This is a genomic window from Roseovarius sp. JB2-10 (assembly GCF_055693585.1).
Genome location: NZ_CM146337.1, coordinates 960,977 through 980,373, shown reverse-complemented (window position 1 = coordinate 980,373; position 19,397 = coordinate 960,977). Strand labels below are relative to the sequence as shown.

Annotated in this window: 17 protein-coding genes and 2 pseudogenes; 8 read left to right on the top strand and 11 right to left on the bottom strand. The window is 53.4% G+C overall.

Annotation, left to right across the window (positions count from 1 at the left end):
• The first annotated feature begins 2 nt into the window (after positions 1–2).
• Positions 3–914: a ParB/RepB/Spo0J family partition protein gene (locus tag ACZ1HJ_RS04910; RefSeq protein WP_472721211.1), complete on the top strand. Its 912-nt coding sequence runs from the start codon at positions 3–5 to the stop codon at positions 912–914.
• Here ACZ1HJ_RS04910 and ACZ1HJ_RS04905 read toward each other — a convergent pair.
• The 4 genes from ACZ1HJ_RS04905 to rph are packed head-to-tail and all read right to left on the bottom strand — an operon-like array spanning position 904 to position 3,727.
• Positions 904–1,257, bottom strand: coding sequence for a YbaN family protein (locus ACZ1HJ_RS04905; protein ID WP_472721210.1), 354 nt, complete (start codon positions 1,255–1,257; stop codon positions 904–906). The genes ACZ1HJ_RS04910 and ACZ1HJ_RS04905 overlap by 11 nt on opposite strands.
• Complete coding sequence (gene hemW / locus ACZ1HJ_RS04900) at positions 1,257–2,417, bottom strand: radical SAM family heme chaperone HemW (RefSeq protein WP_472721209.1); 1,161 nt, start codon at positions 2,415–2,417, stop codon at positions 1,257–1,259. Before hemW ends, ACZ1HJ_RS04905 begins: the two co-directional genes overlap by 1 nt.
• Complete coding sequence (gene rdgB, locus ACZ1HJ_RS04895; RefSeq protein ID WP_472721208.1) at positions 2,410–3,018, bottom strand: RdgB/HAM1 family non-canonical purine NTP pyrophosphatase; 609 nt, start codon at positions 3,016–3,018, stop codon at positions 2,410–2,412. The genes hemW and rdgB overlap by 8 nt, the downstream gene beginning before the upstream one ends.
• Entirely contained in the window at positions 3,011–3,727 is a 717-nt protein-coding gene (gene rph / locus ACZ1HJ_RS04890; protein ID WP_472721207.1) for a ribonuclease PH, read from the bottom strand. The genes rdgB and rph overlap by 8 nt, the downstream gene beginning before the upstream one ends.
• 123 nt (positions 3,728–3,850) lie before the next feature.
• On the opposite strand from rph, the pseudogene hrcA reads away from it, so the two are divergent.
• Together hrcA and ACZ1HJ_RS04880 are read left to right on the top strand one after the other, a co-directional pair.
• Positions 3,851–4,916 (top strand): annotated as a pseudogene (hrcA, locus tag ACZ1HJ_RS04885) (heat-inducible transcriptional repressor HrcA).
• An 11-nt stretch (positions 4,917–4,927) separates the two neighbouring features.
• Positions 4,928–5,488, top strand: coding sequence for a nucleotide exchange factor GrpE (locus ACZ1HJ_RS04880; RefSeq protein WP_472721206.1), 561 nt, complete (start codon positions 4,928–4,930; stop codon positions 5,486–5,488).
• A 5-nt stretch (positions 5,489–5,493) separates the two neighbouring features.
• Here ACZ1HJ_RS04880 and ACZ1HJ_RS04875 read toward each other — a convergent pair whose 3' ends face one another.
• From ACZ1HJ_RS04875 to mutS, 3 genes and pseudogenes are all read right to left on the bottom strand, one after another.
• Positions 5,494–6,732, bottom strand: coding sequence for a CocE/NonD family hydrolase C-terminal non-catalytic domain-containing protein (locus ACZ1HJ_RS04875; RefSeq protein ID WP_472722155.1), 1,239 nt, complete (start codon positions 6,730–6,732; stop codon positions 5,494–5,496).
• Positions 6,724–7,385 (bottom strand): annotated as a pseudogene (locus tag ACZ1HJ_RS04870) (CocE/NonD family hydrolase); the annotation flags it as partial. The pseudogene ACZ1HJ_RS04870 and the gene ACZ1HJ_RS04875, both read right to left, overlap by 9 nt.
• A gap of 62 nt (positions 7,386–7,447) precedes the next feature.
• Positions 7,448–10,051, bottom strand: a complete 2,604-nt coding sequence (gene mutS, locus ACZ1HJ_RS04865; protein WP_472722154.1) for a DNA mismatch repair protein MutS — start codon at positions 10,049–10,051, stop codon at positions 7,448–7,450.
• Between the two features lie 164 nt (positions 10,052–10,215).
• On the opposite strand from mutS, the gene ACZ1HJ_RS04860 reads away from it, so the two are divergent.
• Positions 10,216–12,471, top strand: a complete 2,256-nt coding sequence (locus tag ACZ1HJ_RS04860; protein ID WP_472721205.1) for an NADP-dependent malic enzyme — start codon at positions 10,216–10,218, stop codon at positions 12,469–12,471.
• Between the two features lie 69 nt (positions 12,472–12,540).
• Here ACZ1HJ_RS04860 and msrA read toward each other — a convergent pair whose 3' ends face one another.
• Entirely contained in the window at positions 12,541–13,212 is a 672-nt protein-coding gene (gene msrA, locus ACZ1HJ_RS04855) for a peptide-methionine (S)-S-oxide reductase MsrA (protein WP_472721204.1), read from the bottom strand.
• Positions 13,213–13,421: 209 nt separating this feature from the next.
• Here msrA and ACZ1HJ_RS04850 point away from each other — a divergent pair, with 209 nt between their 5' ends.
• Together ACZ1HJ_RS04850 and ACZ1HJ_RS04845 are read left to right on the top strand one after the other, a co-directional pair.
• Positions 13,422–14,135 carry a sulfotransferase-like domain-containing protein gene (locus ACZ1HJ_RS04850; RefSeq protein ID WP_472721203.1) on the top strand — a complete coding sequence of 238 codons (714 nt, stop codon included), beginning with the start codon at positions 13,422–13,424 and terminating at the stop codon, positions 14,133–14,135.
• A 57-nt stretch (positions 14,136–14,192) separates the two neighbouring features.
• Complete coding sequence (locus tag ACZ1HJ_RS04845) at positions 14,193–14,696, top strand: hypothetical protein (RefSeq protein ID WP_472721202.1); 504 nt, start codon at positions 14,193–14,195, stop codon at positions 14,694–14,696.
• On the opposite strand, the gene ACZ1HJ_RS04840 is transcribed toward ACZ1HJ_RS04845, so the two are convergent.
• A complete protein-coding gene (locus ACZ1HJ_RS04840) occupies positions 14,635–15,858 on the bottom strand; it encodes an argininosuccinate synthase (protein ID WP_472721201.1) in 1,224 nt (407 codons plus the stop codon). The genes ACZ1HJ_RS04845 and ACZ1HJ_RS04840 overlap by 62 nt on opposite strands.
• Positions 15,859–15,961: 103 nt before the next feature.
• Here ACZ1HJ_RS04840 and ilvA point away from each other — a divergent pair, with 103 nt between their 5' ends.
• Positions 15,962–17,200, top strand: a complete 1,239-nt coding sequence (gene ilvA, locus ACZ1HJ_RS04835) for a threonine ammonia-lyase IlvA (RefSeq protein ID WP_472721200.1) — start codon at positions 15,962–15,964, stop codon at positions 17,198–17,200.
• An 11-nt stretch (positions 17,201–17,211) separates the two neighbouring features.
• Here ilvA and ACZ1HJ_RS04830 read toward each other — a convergent pair whose 3' ends face one another.
• Positions 17,212–17,559, bottom strand: a complete 348-nt coding sequence (locus tag ACZ1HJ_RS04830) for an Hpt domain-containing protein (protein WP_472721199.1) — start codon at positions 17,557–17,559, stop codon at positions 17,212–17,214.
• Positions 17,560–17,680: 121 nt separating this feature from the next.
• Between ACZ1HJ_RS04830 and ACZ1HJ_RS04825 the strand changes: the two genes are divergently transcribed.
• The gene (locus ACZ1HJ_RS04825) at positions 17,681–18,958 is read left to right on the top strand and encodes a PP2C family protein-serine/threonine phosphatase (RefSeq protein WP_472721198.1); all 1,278 of its coding nucleotides are present in this window, start codon (positions 17,681–17,683) and stop codon (positions 18,956–18,958) included.
• Here ACZ1HJ_RS04825 and ACZ1HJ_RS04820 read toward each other — a convergent pair.
• A complete protein-coding gene (locus ACZ1HJ_RS04820; protein ID WP_472721197.1) occupies positions 18,933–19,376 on the bottom strand; it encodes an NUDIX hydrolase in 444 nt (147 codons plus the stop codon). The genes ACZ1HJ_RS04825 and ACZ1HJ_RS04820 overlap by 26 nt on opposite strands.
• Between the last annotated feature and the right edge of the window lie 21 nt (positions 19,377–19,397).

Sequence of the window (19,397 nt, the reverse complement as noted above, 5' to 3'; positions counted from 1 at the left end):
TAATGGCCAAAAAGACAACGAAGCAGCGAGGGCTTGGACGTGGCCTATCTGCGCTCATGGCTGATGTCGCTGAAGATACTTCGCCAAAAAGCCAGGATACATCCGCCGCACCTGATCTTCTTGTTCCAATCGAAAAGGTGACGGCCAACCCGGATCAGCCACGACGCGCGTTCGACAAGGAAAAGCTGGCTGATTTGAGCGCCTCAATCGCAGAAAAAGGTATTATTCAGCCGCTAATCGTTCGTGCGCGGCCGGGTGTCGAAGGAGAGTATGAAATTGTTGCGGGTGAGCGCAGATGGCGCGCGGCGCAAATGGCAAAGCTACATGAGATCCCGGTCTTGGTGCGGGATTTTACAGATATCGAAGTCTTGGAAGTCGCGATAATTGAAAACATACAGCGGGCAGATCTAAATCCCGTGGAAGAAGCGGCTGGATACCACCAGTTGATGGAAAAGTTTGGGCACACACAAGATAAGCTGTCTCAGGTGCTTGGGAAGAGCCGCAGCTTCATCGCAAATTCCGTCCGTTTGCTGCAACTGCCCACTGAAGTGCAAACGTATTTGCGGGATGGAAAATTGTCAGCCGGTCATGCTCGGGCCCTGATTACGGCAGATGATCCGTCTGCTCTTGCCCGCCATGTCATCAAGAAAAACCTTTCGGTGAGAGAAACCGAGAAACTTGCCAAGTCGGGTATTGGCAACATTTTTGCCCCTAACGGCACATCGTCAAAACCGAAGGTTTCTTCAGGCAAAGACGCAGATACCAAGGCGCTTGAGGGCGATCTGTCTGCTAATCTTGGCATGAAAGTTTCAGTAGACCACAAGCCAGGTCAGGAAAGCGGGCAGATCGTCATCAAATACGCAACGCTTGACCAGCTAGACGACATCTGCCGAATTCTAAGCGCTACTCATTAGGGCGCGTCCAAATAAAAATAGTCACGCAGGTTAGGGCAACAGCCTGAATGGCCAAAACCATTGGCCGTACGCCAAGGACCAGCGAAATTCCAAAAACAGCAAGAATAGAAACAGAAGACAGGCGCTTTACGCGCGGGCTGATTGCCCCGCTTCGGTACCAATCTATAATGACCGGGCCAAATTTGGGGTGATTGATCAGCCAGCTATATAGGCGCTCCGACGATTTGGAAAAACAAAAGGCGGCCAGCAAAGCGAATGGAACGGTGGGAACGAGCGGCAACAAGATACCGACGATACCCAAGCCCAAGCTGATCAGCCCAAGAGCCGTCCAAATGATACGCATCAGTTTCCTGACAAAAATTCCCGGATTACTGCATTCAATACCATTCTGCCTTGCTGAGTCACGCGAATTTGGTGCGGGGCAGCTGTGATCATTCCAAGTTCAGTGAGATTATCAATCGCAGAGGAGGATAGAGTTTTTCCTGCTAGTTTCTCGTACCTATTGGGATCAATACCTTGGTCGATGCGCAATCCCATCATGACATATTCTTCGGCCTGCTCCTGAAATGTAAGGGGCGTTTTTGGTTTTTCCGTCGACCCGTTATCTGCGCAGTTCAGCCATTTCGCTGGCGAAGACCATGCCTCGGTCGCGAAGCGAGATCCGTTCACGGTTATTCGTCCATGCGCGCCCGGACCAATTCCGACATAGTCCCCATAGCGCCAATAAATCAGGTTATGACGGGATTCGGAGCCCGGTTTGGCGTGGTTTGACACCTCATAAGCCGGGAGGCCGGCAGCGCCGCAAATATCCTGCGTTGCTTGATACATGTCAGCGGCCAGATCGTCGGGCGGCAAGCCACGTAGACCCCCCGCGGCATACCGATCACCAAATGCCGTTCCTGACTCAATTGTAAGCTGGTATAGCGATAAATGATCGACCGCCATGCTAAGCGCTTCGCGAAGTTCAGCCCGCCAACCATCAAGCGTTTGATCCTGCCTGGCGTAGATAAGGTCAAAACTCACACGATTGAAAATTTTCCGTGCTATATCAAATGCTTGACGGGCCTCTGCAACCGAATGGATGCGCCCTAATCGCTTTAGGTCGACATCATTCATAGCTTGAATGCCCATCGAGATCCGATTGACGCCGCTGGCTGCATGCCCTTCGAAGCGTCGCGCCTCTACTGACCCAGGATTGGCCTCCAGTGTAATTTCAAGATCATTTGCCGTTGGCCAATTCTCACGTATGTGAGAAATAATGCGCGCAACAACATCTGGGCTCATCAGGCTCGGGGTGCCACCCCCAAAGAATATCGAATTCAAAACCCTGTCGGGAAGCAATTCGGCGTATCGATCAATTTCTCGCAGATAGGCTTCAGCCCATGCAGTTTGGTCGATCGTTTGACTTACATGGCTGTTAAAGTCGCAATAGGGACATTTAGCCTCGCAAAACGGCCAATGGATATAGAAGCCAAAGCCGCCATTTTGCCAATCGTCACGCAAAACAACCTGCTATAAGCTTGGAAAAAGCATCGGCGCGGTGGCTGATACGGTTTTTGGCCCAGCGATCCATTTCCCCAAAGGTCACATCATAGCCATCCGGTTGGAAAATCGGGTCATAGCCATGACCTTCAGATCCGCGCATCGGCCAAACGATTTTGCCAGAGACATAGCCAGGAAAAACCTCGTCATGGCCATCCGGCCAAGCCAGGACCAGTGTGCAGCAAAATCGAGCGGTCCAAGGGTGCGGTACGCCTAGTCGTTCGAGTTCGTTTTTTGATCTGTTCATGGCCATTACGAAGTCTCGACCAGTCTCTGTTTCTGCCCAATCCGCTGTGTATACACCCGGCGCGCCATTCAACGCATCAATTTCAACACCGGAATCGTCTGATAGAGCCGGCAAGCCGCTTGCCCGTGCTGCAGCATGGGCCTTGATGCGCGCATTTCCAACAAATGTGGATTCCGTCTCTTCAGGCTCGACCAGACCTTTTTCCGCCGCGCCCAAGACGCTGACACCGTACGGATTGAGTAATGCGGTGATTTCTTCAAGCTTTCCCGCATTGTGCGTGGCCACCAGCAGAGTATCACCGTCGAATTTACGCATTTACGGCCGCCAATTGCATTGCAACAAGCTCATCTACGCCCTTTTCAGCCAGATCCATCAATTGATCCATTTGGGCCCTTGAGTATGTTGCGCCTTCCGCGCTCATCTGCACTTCGATCAATTGCTTTGATCCGGTCATTATGAAATTGCCGTCTACGCCAGCATCGCTGTCTTCGGGGTAATCAAGATCAAGCACGGCTTGCCCGGCATAGATGCCACACGAAACGGCCGCGACAGGATCAACCATTGGATCAGATGTAACATCACCGGTCTTCATGAGTTTAGCCACCGCGAGACGGAGCGCCACCCAGCCGCCGGTGATTGACGCGCAACGCGTGCCGCCATCGGCCTGAATCACATCACAGTCCACTGTGATCTGTCGCTCACCCAAAGCAACGCGGTCAATTCCTGCCCGCAAAGACCGGCCTATCAGGCGCTGGATCTCAACCGTCCGTCCGCCTTGCTTGCCTGCTGTGGCCTCCCGGCGCATGCGGCTCGTGGTTGATCGCGGCAGCATCCCATATTCCGCTGTTACCCACCCAAGGCCCGATCCTTTGATAAACGGTGGCACGCGATCTTCGATTGTCGCAGTACAAAGAACGTGGGTGTCGCCCACTCGGATCATGCATGAACCCTCTGCGTGTTTTGTAATGCCTGTTTCAATTGAAACCGGGCGCATCTCGCTTAAGTCTCTTCCAGAAGGGCGCATTGTTTTTTCCTTATATCGGTTGGGTTTGGAGATACAGGCGACGCCACCCGGATAGCAACCCCGATTGACCTTTTGATCGGTGCGCCCTTTATTACAAGCGGCAAATAGCGCAACGCAGGTGACATGACCGATAGCAGCAAAATTCTGGAAGAGATGAACGAACGGTCTCGTGAAGTTTTTCGCCGGGTCGTCGAAAGTTATCTTGCCAGTGGCGATCCGGTCGGATCGCGAACGCTGACACGGGATATGACTGAAAAAGTCAGCGCCGCGACCATTCGCAACGTCATGCAGGATCTGGAGTATCTGGGCTTGTTGGACAGCCCGCACATCAGCGCCGGACGTATCCCGACGCAAGAAGGGTTGCGCATGTTTGTTGATGGCCTCCTGGAGGTGGGCGATCTGGAAAACACAGATCGGCAGATGATTGATGCAACGGTCACAAAAAATTCTGACGACGTGGCGCTAGCACTGGACCGTGTGGGTGCGGCCCTGTCCGGCGTGACACATGGCGCATCTCTTGTTCTGGCACCCAAACACGAAGCGCCGATCAAGCACATTGAATTTGTTGGTCTGGGGCATGACCGGGCGTTGGTGGTATTGGTTTTTGCCGATGGCCATGTGGAAAACCGGGTGTTCAATCCGCCGCCCGGGCAGACGCCAAGTTCCATGCGCGAGGCCGCCAATTTTCTGAATGCCCTGATCGAGGGCAAGACACTGTCGGAAGTTCAATCCGCCATCACGGCTCAGATCGATGCCAGGCGACAGGAAATTGATCAATTGGCGCATGCGATGGTTGAAAGTGGGCTTGCTGTTTGGGGTGGGGATGGCGATTCCTACGAACGGTTGATCGTACGAGGTCGTGCAGAATCTACTGAACGCAGAGGCTGACGAGGAAGATCTGGACCGCATTCGAAGCCTGTTTGATGATCTAGAACGTAAACGTGACATCGCCGAATTCCTTGAATTGACCGAGGAAGGCGAAGGTGTGCGCATTTTTATTGGCTCTGAGAACAAACTTTTCTCACTTTCGGGTTCCTCTTTGGTTGTGTCTCCTTATATGAACGCTGATCGAAAGATTATTGGCGCGGTAGGGGTGATTGGCCCAACCCGCTTGAACTATGGACGGATCGTGCCGATTGTGGATTACACGGCACAACTGGTCGGCAAGCTGATCGCCGACCGGGGTTAGAGGTAGAAAACATGGCTGAGCAGAAGAACGAAGATTTTCTGGATGACATTGAACAGGCCCTGGCCGAGGAGCTGGAGGCGGAAACCGCTGAAATTACCGATGAAGCGGCGGAGATTGATGCGCTGCGTGCAGAAAGAGACGCACTCCAGGATAAATTTATGCGTGCCTTGGCTGATGCGGAAAACGCGCGAAAGCGATCTGACAAAGACCGCCTTGAGGCCGCAAATTATGGTGGCTCGAAGCTGGCCCGCGATATGTTGCCCGTATACGATAACATGAAGCGCGCACTTGAGACGATCACAGAAGAACAGCGCCATGGTTCAGCGGCGTTGATCGAAGGCATTGAGCTGACAATGCGGGAATTACTAAACGTATTTTCGAAGCACGGTGTCCGATTGATTTCACCCGAAGTTGGCGACAGGTTTGATCCTCAGGAACACGAAGCGATGTTCGAAGCGCCGCTTCCGGGAACCAAAGCCGGGGAAATCATCCAAATTTCGGCTGAAGGCTTTATGATCCACGATCGAATTCTGCGCCCCGCGCAGGTCGGCGTATCATCCATGAAGGAATAAGCAGATCAGCGTGGAATAGTGTCGCTTTCGGCGCGTTCGAACACTTTAACATCTCCCTCGAAGGCTTCGGTGACCTGCTCGACGAAAAACTGATCGGCCTCACCGCGCATCCTTGTGGTCACCTTGCTGGCGACTTCCCAATCGCCTCGTCCCAATGACCGCGTCCAGACAATCTCGACCTGTGCGCTGGCGGGATCGTCACGCACAATCGACCAGGTTTCGGAAACTGCGCTTTCGGTAATCAGGCCATTTTCCAAATCTTCCCGTCGCCCGTGATCGCCGAAAATCTCCAGCACAATCTGCCCGGTATCCGGGTCATCATGCCATTCCTTGCGTTCCACCGGGGGCGACAATTCCCGATACTTGCGTTGCTCCATAGGCCCTGGCTCATCAAAGCTCACATGTTGCGCTGTCTCAAAATCAAGCCACCCAACTGACAAAACGCCGACGCACACCGTCAGCGCGGTGTTTTCTCCTTCCGGCCAGCAATACGGCCAATAGCTCGTCGAAAGGGCAACTCGCAGCTTATGTCCTTTGGGCAACCTGTAGGCCGTTTGATCCAAAGATATTGGAAATTCGCAGGTCTCACTGGGGGTAGCGTCAAATTTTTCGACAAATCCAAATCGATGCCGCAAGTTCATGATCCCCATGGTGATCAAAGCGGATGTGCCATCGGGCCTCACATCACATAGCCTCGCCACGATTTGCCCGCGACGACTCTCGGCGATCACGCTCAGCGAGACTTTTGGTGCTCCGATAAGAACGCGGTCTTCTTCCATCGGTGCGCTATCGAAACATAAAGACCTGGCATCATCGACACTCTGATCGTCGGGCAATTCACCGGGCCCAAACCCAAAGGGAAAAAATTCGCTGCTGGCTCGACCGCAGCTCAGATCAGTCTCTAAATAGGCTGATAATACCTCGCCTTCGCCCAATGTGCCGCTTCCAAAACCAAAAACCTGGCACTTCGTAACGGTTGCTGGAGCGGCATCCAGTCCGACCCACTTGCCGGGGCGATAACTCAATGACGGATCGGGTTTGACACTGTCCATGACATAGGCCCGGTAAGCCGGATCGTCGCCAACGCCGGTGTCTTTGCCTTTCAACCAGTGATCCCACCATCTGAGCGCCTCGCCAAGATAGTCGATCGACGGACCAATGGTGCTGATATTCGGGTATTTATGGCTCCACGGACCTGCGATGCCTTTGACAGGTACGTCCAGATTTTCAACCAGCGCGGCCATCGCATTGCGGTACCCATCATGAAGACCACCCAAGACCAAAACGGGGGCCTTGATCGCATTATAGTTCTCGCAAACTGATCCGTGTCTCCAGTACCCATCCCGGTCCGCGTGGCGCATCCACCGGCTGGCAAGAAACGGCGCATTTTCGAGCCTGTTCAACCACATTTTGCGCCAGTCGGGCCGTAACGCCGGATCTGGCGGCATGGAAAACCAGGATGAAACGGTAGCGGCCCATCCAATGTTTTCGCAGAGCTGAATGCCCCCTTTGTAGTGTATGTCGTCGTGGTATCGATCGACTGTTGTGCCTATGCTGATCACTGCTTTGAGGGGCCCGGGCGCCAACGCGGCCAGCTGCAAGCCGTTGAAACCCCCCAGCTGATCCCTTGAATACCTACATTTCCGTCACACCATGGCTGTTCGGCGATCCAGTTGATGATCTCCACGCCATCACGCAATTCCTGTTCGGAATATTCGTCGTCAAAGAGGCCTTCGCTATCGCCGCAGCCGCGACGATCCACGCGCAGACATACATACCCGGCCTTGGCGAAATGGAGATGCATCCCGTGGTCGCGCGCGGCGGTTCCATCAGACTTGCGATAGGGTAAATATTCAAGAATCGCCGGAATAGGCTCTGTTTTCGCGCTCTCTGGCATCCAGACACGTGCCGAAAGCCGGGTACCGTCGGACAGGGGAATCCCCATGTCCGGAAGAATTTTCACTTCAAAAGATCCTTCAGTTCGTAAACCAGATTTAGAGCATCTTTCGCAGTCAGCTCGTCTGGCAGAACGTTCGCCAATTTTTCTTCAACCTCTGAGGATTTCGGCTTGGTTTCTATGTGTGTCGGTGTGTTTGCAAACAAAGGAAGGTCTTCGAATAACGCTTTTTGGGATGCTACACCTTCGCGCTCCCCTTTTTCCAGCGCATCCAGAACAACACGTGCCCGCGACACAACAACGTCTGGTAGACCGGCCAATTTGGCAACTTGTACGCCATATGATCGATCTGCCGCGCCTTGGCGCACCTCGTGAAGAAAAATCACTTCTCCATCGTGTTCTTTGACGGCCACAGTCGCGGTTTCGACGCGGTCGAGCTTCTCACTCAAATTTGTCAATTCGTGGTAATGCGTTGCGAAAAGGGCGCGACATCCGTTCACATCATGCAAATGTTCGAGCGTCGCCCACGCGATAGATAGCCCGTCATAGGTAGCTGTACCGCGTCCAATTTCGTCTAGAATGACCAGTGCATGGGCGTCGGCTTGATTCAGAATGGCCGCGGTTTCAACCATTTCAACCATGAAAGTTGAGCGCCCGCGCGCCAGATCGTCTGAGGCGCCGACCCGACTGAACAATTGGCTGACCATCCCGATATGCGCGGATTTTGCCGGAACATAGCTGCCCATTTGGGCCAGCAGCGCAATCAGAGCGTTTTGCCGCAAGTAAGTTGATTTACCCGCCATGTTGGGACCGGTGAGAAGCCAAACATCTGCACCATTTCCTAAATCACTATCATTCGCAATGAAGGGAGCTCCGTTTTGCGCTTTGAGCGCTTGTTCCACCACCGGGTGCCGCCCACCTTCGATTTTTAAACAACGGCTAGCGTCGACTTTGGGTAGGCACCAGTTTTCAGCGATGGCCAAATCTGCCAAAGCGGTTGTCAGATCAAGCTCCGCCAATGCGCGCGCGGTTTGCGATATGTCGGCGGACTTATCCAAAATCGCCGTTTTCAAGGTGGAATAGAGCCTTTTTTCGATTTCAATGGCCCGTCCACCCGCGTTGAGAATCTTGCTCTCCATTTCGGTCAAGCGTGTGGTGGTGAAACGTATTTGATTGGCCGTGGTTTGGCGGTGTTTGAATGTTTCGTTCAACGGTTCGGACAACAATTTGTCCGCATGCAAACTCGTTACTTCGACAAAATAGCCAAGCACATTGTTATGCTTGATTTTCAGCGAAGAAATACCCGTTAATTCGGAGTATTCAGCCTGCATAGCCGCGATAACACCACGTCCCTCATCACGCAGTTTGCGGCAATCGTCCAGTTCCTGGTCATACCCTTCGGCAATGAATCCACCGTCACGCGCCAGCAAAGGAGGCTCAGCAATTAGAGCTTGTTCCAACAGTTCAACCAACGCGTCATGACCACCCAGAAACGGTGCGGCATCTGAAAGACCCTTTGGCATGTCGATGGCCGCGAGGCTTCCCACAATATCGGAGGCTTGCTTAAGACCAATTCGAATAGCGGCAAGATCCCTCGGACCGCCGCGATCAAGGCCGAGACGTGACAAGGCGCGATCAAGATCGGGAACTCTTCGCAAGGAGCTGCGCATGTCTTGCAAAAAACGGCTATTCTCTGCGGCAAATTTTACGGAAGTGAGGCGCGTATTGATTACATCTATCTGTTGCGAGGGGCTGGAGAGCCGACGTTCCAGCAGGCGCCCGCCGCCTGCGGTGACAGTGCGATCAATAGCAGCCAACAGTGATCCGGTGCGTCCACCAGAAAGCGCATGGGTTAATTCGAGGTTACGTCTTGTTGCCGCGTCAATTTGTAGGACTTGCGATTGATCTTCCCGCAAAGGCGCGCGCAGGAGCGGCAGATTGCCCTTTTGCGTGATTTCAAGGTAATCGACGATTGCACCCATGGCCGAAATTTCCGGGCGTGAAAACTCACCATATGCGTCCAGCGTGCTGATACCGAAGAGGTCGCACAATCGTTTCTCACCACCAGCACTGTCAAAGGAAGCTGGGCTGAGCGAGGTGAATGAAGCGCCCAAATCAGAGACTAATTCGCCCAATTCTGCAGATTCAGCGATCAAAACTTCGCTTGGAGCAAGCCGTGCAAGTTCGGGTCCAAGTCGAACCGCTGCCATTGGCATCACATGAAATGAGCCCGTTGAAATATCGACCCATGCCAGCGCACATTTACCGCGGACGTCGGCAAAACTGGCCAGATAATTGTGGCGGCGCGCTTCGAGAAGGCTTTCTTCGGTCAGCGTACCGGGCGTGACCAACCGAACTACGTCCCGGCGCACAACGGATTTCGACCCGCGTTTTTTGGCCTCCGCCGGGCTTTCCATTTGCTCGCAGACAGCCACACGGAAACCTTTGCGGATAAGCGTCAGCAAATAGCCTTCCGCGGCATGGAACGGCACCCCACACATGGCGATGTCTTCGCCAAGATGTTTGCCCCGCTTTGTCAACGCAATATCGAGCGCCGCGCTGGCAGCTACGGCATCATCGAAGAACAGCTCGTAAAAGTCGCCCATCCGATAGAACAGCAGCGCATTTTGGTACTGCGCTTTGATCTCCAGATATTGCGCCATCATTGGTGTTACGGCGGATTTGGCAGACGTCACAATCACCCCTAAGTTCCACAAACCTTACAAACCACAGCGGCCAGACGAAAGGTAAATTCGCCTTGCGCTTGAGGCCCGGGTGATCCACCGCTATGCAGAAATCTCTTTACCCTAATGGACGGGCCGCGACTGACATGGCGAAAACCAAATTCACCCCGGAAGAGGCGCTGGCCTTTCACCTTGAACCGACCCCAGGAAAGTTTGAGATTCAAGCTACTGTTCCGATGACCACACAGCGTGATCTGAGCCTTGCCTATTCGCCGGGCGTTGCCGTGCCGTGTTTGGCGATCGCAGAAAACCCCGAAACTGCTTACGATTACACGAACAAGGGCAACCTTGTGGCCGTTATTTCAAACGGCACTGCTGTTTTGGGTTTGGGCAATCTGGGCGCGCTGGGCGGTAAACCCGTCATGGAAGGTAAGGCGGTTTTGTTTAAGCGTTTTGCCGACGTGAACTCGATTGATATTGAACTGGACACAGAAGACCCTGAGGCATTTATCAACGCCGTCAAACTGATGGGACCGACCTTCGGGGGTATCAATCTCGAAGATATCAAAGCGCCTGAGTGCTTTATCATCGAACAACGGTTGAAAGAGGTCATGGATATCCCCGTGTTCCATGACGACCAGCATGGCACCGCCGTGATCTGTGCGGCGGGCTTGATTAATGCGCTGCATCTGAGCGGCAAGAAAATCGAAGATGTTCGTATCGTTTTGAACGGCGCTGGCGCGGCTGGCATTGCATGTATCGAATTGCTTAAATCTATGGGAGCACAGCACGATAATTGCATCGTTTGTGACACCAAAGGCGTGATCTATCAGGGCCGTAAGGAAGGTATGAACCAGTGGAAATCAGCCCACGCGGCCAATACCGATTTGCGAACACTTGAGGAGGCGATGAAAGGGGCAGACGTCTTTTTGGGCGTCTCTGTAAAGGGCGCCGTGACGCAGGATATGGTTATGTCGATGGCCAATGATCCGGTTATTTTTGCCATGGCGAATCCTGACCCGGAAATCACACCGGAAGAAGCGCAAGCCGTTCGGTCGGATGCGATTGTTGCCACGGGGCGCAGCGACTATCCAAATCAGGTTAACAACGTGCTGGGGTTTCCCTATCTTTTCCGCGGGGCACTTGATGTTCATGCCCGGGCGATCAATGACGAGATGAAAATTGCCGGTGCGGAAGCGTTGGCGAAGCTGGCGCGTGAAGATGTCCCTGATGAAGTCGACATGGCTTATGGTCGAAAATTGCACTTCGGGCGGGACTACATCATTCCCGCACCGTTTGATCCGCGTCTGATCCACACGATCCCGCCAGCCGTTGCAAAAGCGTGCATGGATACCGGTGCTGCGCGTCGGCCGATTGTCGATATGGAAGCGTATGAAGTGACGCTCAAAACACGCATGGACCCAACAGCCAGCATCATGCGTTCAATCAATGCGCGTGCCCGCGCGGCGCAAGCACGGATGATTTTCGCCGAAGGGGATGATCCACGGGTACTTCGGGCTGCGGTTCAGTACCAACGGTCTGGGTTTGGACAAGCGCTGGTTGTGGGTCGTGAAGCAGATGTCAAAGAGAAGTTGGAAGCCGCAGGTATGGGTGACGCAGTTTCCGAGCTGGAAATTGTCAATGCGGCCAATACTGACAACTTGGAGGAATACAAAGATTTCCTTTATGACCGGCTTCAGCGCAAGGGCATTGACCATCAGGATGTTCACCGCCTTGCTGCCCGGGACAGACATGTATTTTCGGCCTTGATGTTGGCGCATGGCCACGGCGATGGTCTGATCACGGGCGCGACGCGGAAATCAGCGCATGTGTTGCAGTTGATCAACCATGTGTTTGATGCGGACGCAGAACATGGCGCAGTTGGCGTTACAGCAATCATGCAAAAAGGCAAAATTGTCTTTATCGCAGACACGTTGGTGCACGAATGGCCGAACGAAGAAGATCTCGCCAACATCGCTGAACGCGCAGCTGGTGTGGCGCGGCATCTGGGTGTTGAGCCTCGCGTTGCCTTCGTCAGCTTTTCAACCTTTGGGTATCCGCGCTCGGAGCGTGCCGAAAAAATGCACCGAGCGCCGAAAGTCTTGGAGCAACGTGGCGTAGATTTCGAATTCGAGGGCGAGATGACCGTCGATGTGGCACTCAATACCGCGGCGCAAGAGGCATACCCGTTTCAGCGATTGACCGGTCCCGCCAATGTGCTGGTTGTTCCCGCACGACATTCGGCTTCGATTTCTGTCAAATTGATGCAGGAAATGGGTGGGGCCACGGTTGTTGGGCCCATTCTGGCAGGCGTCGATCAGTCAATTCAGATCTGTTCGACAAATTTCACCGCCAATGACATTCTGAACATGGCTGTTTTGGCAGCTTGCAAGGTGGGTTAGGTTTATTGGTCACCAAAAAAGTGACGGTAAAACCTGTCCCTTTTCCATAAATAGGCTCTGTTGTCTGGTTCAATACCCGGCTGCGAAAGGTGCCGCACTTCCCCAAAGCTGCGCCACGCGGGCATCACGACCACAGGCTTTGCGGTATCGTTTATATGCTTCGGATTGGCGCTTTGGGCCAAAGCGCGTGACGACAATTTTGGAGCCTTTGTAATAGTCCTGGTGATAGTCTTCGGCTTCGTAAAATGGTTGAGCCGGCAGGACGGGCGTTACAACTTTTTTGCCAAGCTGGTTTTGAGCATTTTTCTTTGCGGCTTCTGCAGCCTTGCGCTGGCCGTCATTGGCAAAAAAGACTGCCGTCCGATAGCTTGCGCCACGATCGCAAAACTGTCCGCCCGCGTCGGTTGGATCTACGGAACGAAAGAACATATCAAGAAGTGTTGCGCGGCTGACTTTGCTGGGATCAAAGGTGATTTTGACTGCTTCGTAATGGCCGGTACCACCTTTTGTGACCTTTTTGTACTTAGCAGTTTCGGACGCGCCCCCGATGTACCCGGACACGGCTTCTTTTACGCCAGCGACGGATTCGAAATCTGATTCGACGCACCAAAAGCAACCACCTGCGACGATCAGCGTTTCGCTTCCGGCTGCATTTGCCTTTTGGCTCTGAACACCCAATCCGACGGCGATCAATGCGGCCAGCAGGTATACTTTCGCTTGTCTGATATCGAATGTTGTCATGGTGCGTCCTCCGTTTGATCCAGTCATAGACCCAAGGATTGCCATGCGCCAAGATACTGAAACGTAATCTCACACGCTGGTGACAGCAGTTTACTCTTTTGTGGCGGAATTCCGCAGAATTGGCGTGACTTGTAACATTCTTTGAGAAACGATTCACCGGCCGGGGACGTGACCCACAAGGCGTATGTTTCAAGAGATGGGTGGATATCATGCGTATCGCGATGTGGTCAGGGCCGCGAAATTTAAGCACTGCAATGATGTATTCCTTTGGCGCGCGCAGCGATTGCGCTGTTGTGGATGAGCCGTTTTATGCGGCATATCTTGCGAAAACAGGTCTGGATCACCCAATGCGCGCCGAAATTCTGGCATCGCAACCAACGGACCCCAAGACTGTGGCGCAATCTCTTTTGGGGCCTGTTCCAGACGGCAAGCCGCATTTCTATCAGAAACACATGTCCCAACACATGGTCACAGGTATCCCTCAGGATTGGGCAGAGCACGTGACGAATGTATTTTTGATCCGTCATCCCGCACGTGTTGTTGCCAGCTTTGCAGCCAAATACGAAAACCCAACTCTGATGGACCTCGGGTTTGTGCAACAGGCGGCGCTATTTCAGCGCCTTCAGGAAAAAGGGCAAAATCCGATTGTGATCGATGCCGTCGATATTCGCCGCGATCCGGAAACGATGCTGCGGCGATTGTGCGGTGCGCTCAACTTGCCGTGGGACCCAGCCATGCTGCACTGGCCGCGGGGAGGTCACGCGAAAGATGGTGTTTGGGCAACCCATTGGTACGGAGCCGTGCACAGCTCAACCGGTTTTGCCTCAGCCGAAGGAGATCTGCCGCAGCTCTCGACCCAAGAACGTCGGCTTTCCGAAGCGGCATTACCCCACTACGAGACCCTGAAACGCCATGCGTTATGACAGGTACACAGGTTATTTCCCCGTAAATCCCTGCTGCGGAATACCCATATCCAATCCATGAATAGACGCGAATTCACCCAGATGATGCTGGGCACTGGTCTAGCTGCGAGTGCTCCGGCAACGGTTTTGGCCAACGCACCCACGGCTGCAATGCAGCGCGGTACCTACACATGGGCGGTGGCCATTGCGCATGCGAAGTCCCAAATCTCGCCGGATATGATCGTTGAACGACTGAAGATTTCACCTGATGCGGCCAGGCGCATCATTTCCGATCTTGCCGCGAATGGCGTCGTGGACGCGCCAAATGCCGCGGGCGTTTCGAAATTGGCATCGTCTCTGCTGCGCGTGCGACCAGAAGTCATTATGCGCGCGCCTAGTGGCATCACGTCGCAGGACCCTCTGGGCAAACTGCGTGCCAAAGCGAACGAGATTGCGCAGATCACCAAAGACGTGCCGGAAGACCGGGAAATGAGCGCGGCGTCAGAAGCAAGCGCACCGCCTATTTCAGTCGACGATCCCGCGCCGCCAGAAGCTTCAGACGAAGAGCGTTTAGCTGAATAAAGCCGGCTGCATCTTTCTGATCGTACGCGCCTGCATCCTCTTCGAACGTCACATGCGCTTCTGAATAAAGCGAATGATCGGACCAGCGCCCAACGGTATGAGCCGATCCCTTGTAGAGTTTCAGCCGCACCGTACCCGTCACATGATCTTGTGATGCATCAATGGCAGCCTGGAGCATTTTGCGTTCGGGGCTGTACCAGAAACCGTTGTATATCAGTTCGGCATATTGCGGCATCAGTTGATCTTTCAGATGCATCGCACCGCGATCCATCGTTATGGATTCGATACCGCGATGGGCCTCCAAAAGTACGGTGCCTCCCGGCGTTTCATAAATGCCACGAGATTTCATGCCGACGAAGCGACCTTCGACAAGATCGAGGCGTCCAATGCCATGCGCACCGCCCAATTCATTCAAACGCGTCAGAATGCTGGCTGGGCTCAGTTTTTCGCCATTAATGCTGACCGCGTCACCTCTTTCAAAACCGATTTCGACAAATTCCGGTTTGTCCGGCGCGTCTTCTGGATGCACCGTGCGCTGGTAAACGTAATCTGGCGCTTCAACGGCTGGATCTTCCAGAACCTTGCCCTCTGACGAGGTGTGCAACAGGTTAGCATCTACAGAAAATGGCGCTTCGCCGCGTTTATCTTTGGCGATTGGAATCTGGTTTTTTTCGGCGAAATCAATCAATTTGGTCCGGCTGGACAAGTCCCATTCGCGCCAAGGCGCAATCACTTTGATGTCAGGGTTCAGGGCATAGGCCGCAAGTTCAAATCGAACCTGATCATTGCCTTTGCCCGTCGCGCCATGGGCCACGGCATCCGCGCCGGTTTCTTCGGCGATCTCGACCAGTCGCTTGGAAATCAAAGGGCGCGCAATCGATGTGCCCAACAGGTAAAGGCCCTCGTAAACGGCGTTGGCGCGAAACATTGGAAACACGAAATCACGTACGAATTCTTCGCGAACGTCTTCTATAAAGATGTTTTCGGGCTTGATCCCCAGCATGACTGCTTTTTCGCGCGCTGGCTCAAGTTCCTCGCCCTGACCAAGATCAGCGGTAAAAGTCACCACTTCACAGCCATATTCGGATTGCAGCCATTTCAGGATGATGGACGTATCAAGGCCGCCTGAATAGGCCAGCACGACTTTCTTTGGCGCGGACATTTTCGTTTTCCTCATGTCAGAATTGATCGGCGCTTACCGGGTTTTGCGAAGAGGGGCAAGGTCAGGGCTTGCATGGAGACGGCGCCTGGGTCACAGATCGTGAATGACAGACTTCCAAGATCAGGCCAACGCGGCAGAAATTGCCATGCGTGCGGTATTTGCCGAGACGCCATTGCAGCGCAATGAACATCTATCTGAGCGGTTTGAGGCCAATATCCTCCTGAAGCGTGAGGATCTGACGCCGGTCAGGTCATACAAGCTGCGCGGTGCATTTAATGCGATGCGCAGGGTGTTGGATAACAAATCTCCCAGCACGCAATTTGTCTGTGCCAGCGCGGGCAACCATGCTCAGGGCGTGGCCTTTATGTGCAGGCATTTCGATGTGCGCGGAGCCATATTTATGCCCGTCACCACGCCCGAGCAAAAGATCAGCCAGACACGCAAATTTGGCGGTGCGTCGATCGAAATCGTACTGACCGGTGACTATTTTGATGACACGCTTGCCGCGGCTCAATTGCATTGCGACCAGATTGGTGGCCACTTTCTTTCGCCCTTTGATGACGAGGATGTCATTGCTGGTCAGGCTTCGGTTGCTGTCGAAATTGCCCGGCAATTGGGACGATGCCCGGATCGAATTTTGATGCCCGTTGGTGGTGGAGGGTTGTCCGCTGGTGTCCGTAGTTATTTCGGAGATACCACAGAATATACGTTGGTGGAGCCTGCAGGAGGCGCCTGCCTCAAGGCCGCATTGGATGCGGGATCACCGGTGAAACTGAACTCTGTCGATAATTTTGCAGATGGCGCAGCGGTGGCGCGCATCGGAGAGAAGACCTTTGCCCGCTTGTCTGACTTGTCGCCAAACGATGCGGTGACTGTGCAAGAGGACAGATTGTGTACAACGATGCTTGAGATGCTGAATGTCGAAGGCGTTGTGCTTGAGCCTGCTGGTGCGCTTGCCGTGGATGCGCTCAAAGATGTCGCTGATGCAATTGTCGGCAAAACGGTGGTTTGCGTGTCTTCGGGAGGTAATTTCGATTTTGAAAGACTGCCGGAAGTCAAAGAACGTGCGCAGCGACATTTGGGCCTGAAGAAGTATTTTATCCTTCGCTTGCCTCAGCGACCGGGCGCGCTTAAGGAATTTCTGACAATGCTCGGTCCGGATGATGATATTGCCAGGTTTGAATACCTGAAAAAATCAGCGCGAAATTTTGGATCTGTATTGATGGGGATCGAGACAAGTCAGGCTGAGAACTTTCAAAACCTCGAACGTAAATTGACCGATGCCGGTTTCGGATTTCGGGATATCACAAACGATGAAGTGCTCGCGCAATTCCTGATCTAAGCTGCGTTTTGTTACGACAGCGATTCAAGGAATTCGGTTTTTGAAAGGTCATAGCACTCTGTTACCGCTGACAGATCGACATCCGCGTCATTGCCTGCAGCCGAACTTGTTTCGCCATGCTGACACAGTTCCGAAAACTTCGAAAATCCGAGGTTAAGCGCGCTTCCCTTCAGAAAGTGCATTTTCGCCTCTAGGTTTTCGACATTGGATTGACCCCTGAGCTTGTCGATTTCATCTTCGACTTCTTCAAGAAATATTTCGACCACTTCTTCGAAATCCTCTGCGCCGATTTCATCGCGCAATTCATTCACTCTTTTCCAGTCAATCATCGCCTTACGCCCGCTTTTGAGACGCACCATTGTGGCATCTGAAACTTTAACAATTTGCAGGCGCGAGGCAGGAAATTCGGGACAATTTTAGCATTCATGCGGTGTTAAGTGGCAATGTCCAAATTGCCGGGGCAAATGTAAGGCGAAGCGTGTGAATTCAACAATTCAAACCATTGATCAGAATAAAGTGGAAACGGGTGTTATCCGACACGTGCTGGTTGTCGATGACAGCCGGTTGCAACGCCGCATTCTAATGGCTTCACTCAAACGCTGGGGGTTTGAGGTGCAGGAGGCTGAATCTGGCGCTGAAGCATTGGAAATGTGCCGACATTCGCCACCTGACTTAGTGATGAGCGACTGGATGATGCCCGGCATGTCCGGGCCTGAATTTTGCCGTGAATTCAGGCAGATGAGCCGCGATCACTACGGGTATTTTATCTTGCTGACATCCAAGAGCGAAAAGGATGAGATCGCGCATGGGCTTGATGCCGGCGCGGATGACTTTTTGACAAAACCTGTCAACCCAGCCGAATTGCGGGCGCGCATATCTGCGGGCGAACGCATTCTTCAGATGGAAAGGGAGCTGACGGAGAAAAACAGGATCGTGGAATCCACGTTGGAGGAATTACAGGCTCTCTACGATTCGCTCGACAATGATTTGATCGAGGCAAAGAAGCTTCAGCAATCGCTTGTCAGCGACAGGTATCGGGATTTTGGTCCGGCAGAAGTCTCAATGCTGTTGCAGTCATGTGGGCATGTGGGCGGCGATCTCGTTGGTACCTTTGCGGTGAACCCAACCAGAATTTGTCTCTATGGCATTGATGTTTCCGGACATGGGATCAGTTCTGCGCTGATGACAGCGCGATTGGCTGGATATCTGTCATCTGCAGCACCTGATCAGAATGTTGCGTTGGTCAAAAACGCCGACGGAGATTACGTGCCGCGCCCGCCCGCTGAGACAATCGCCACCCTGAACCAACTGATCTTGGAGGAGATGGAGACAGAACTCTACTTCACAATGTGTTTGGCGGATGTCGATCTGACGACTGGTCGAATAACAATGGTACAGGCGGGCCATCCGCACGCCGTGGTACAGCGTGCCGATGGGTCGGTGGAGTTTGTAGGTGAAGGTGGGTTGCCAGTTGGTTTGATTGAGGGCGCTGAATATCAGCAGTTTGAAGTTTCAATGACCCCGGGGGACCGGCTGATGATCCATTCCGACGGCGTTGTAGAGTGTGCTGATGCGGCTGGTAACCTGCTGGATGAACCCGGTTTGGAACGTATCCTCGCGGATCTTCGGCAAACACGCGGTTTGGCTTGTCTTGAGTCAATTGTGTGGAAATTGTCTGATTTTGCGGATGACCGCGAGTTTGAGGATGATGTTTCAGCGGTACTTTTGGAATTCAAGAAAGCCTCAATAGAGATTTGACAAAGTGCCTGTCACCTGAATTTTCCAGCTCGACCGCAGCTACCTCCGGGCTTGCCCAGACACATGTATGCCCGTCTTCCGTTGGCGGCCCCATCTGCATCGCAGGACGCGCCAAGTAAATCGTACAGATTTTTTCCGCCCACATGTCGTATTCCGGCATGTAGGTGAACCGCCGGTAAGCGCCCAATCTACGCGGTTGTGAGATTGTCCAACCGGTTTCCTCCATGACTTCGCGATGAAGTGCCCGAACAGGATGTTCACCTGGATCAACACCGCCCCCGGGGAGCTGTAACTCCGGTTGGGGTTCGAGTTGATGGGTCAACAAAAGTGACGAACCACGAACCAAGATCGCATAGACCCCCGGCCGCATGGTATATCGCTGCGTCAATATCGGGGTTTCGCCAAAGCGTCTGATCATCGAATTATGCCTCTTGGACCA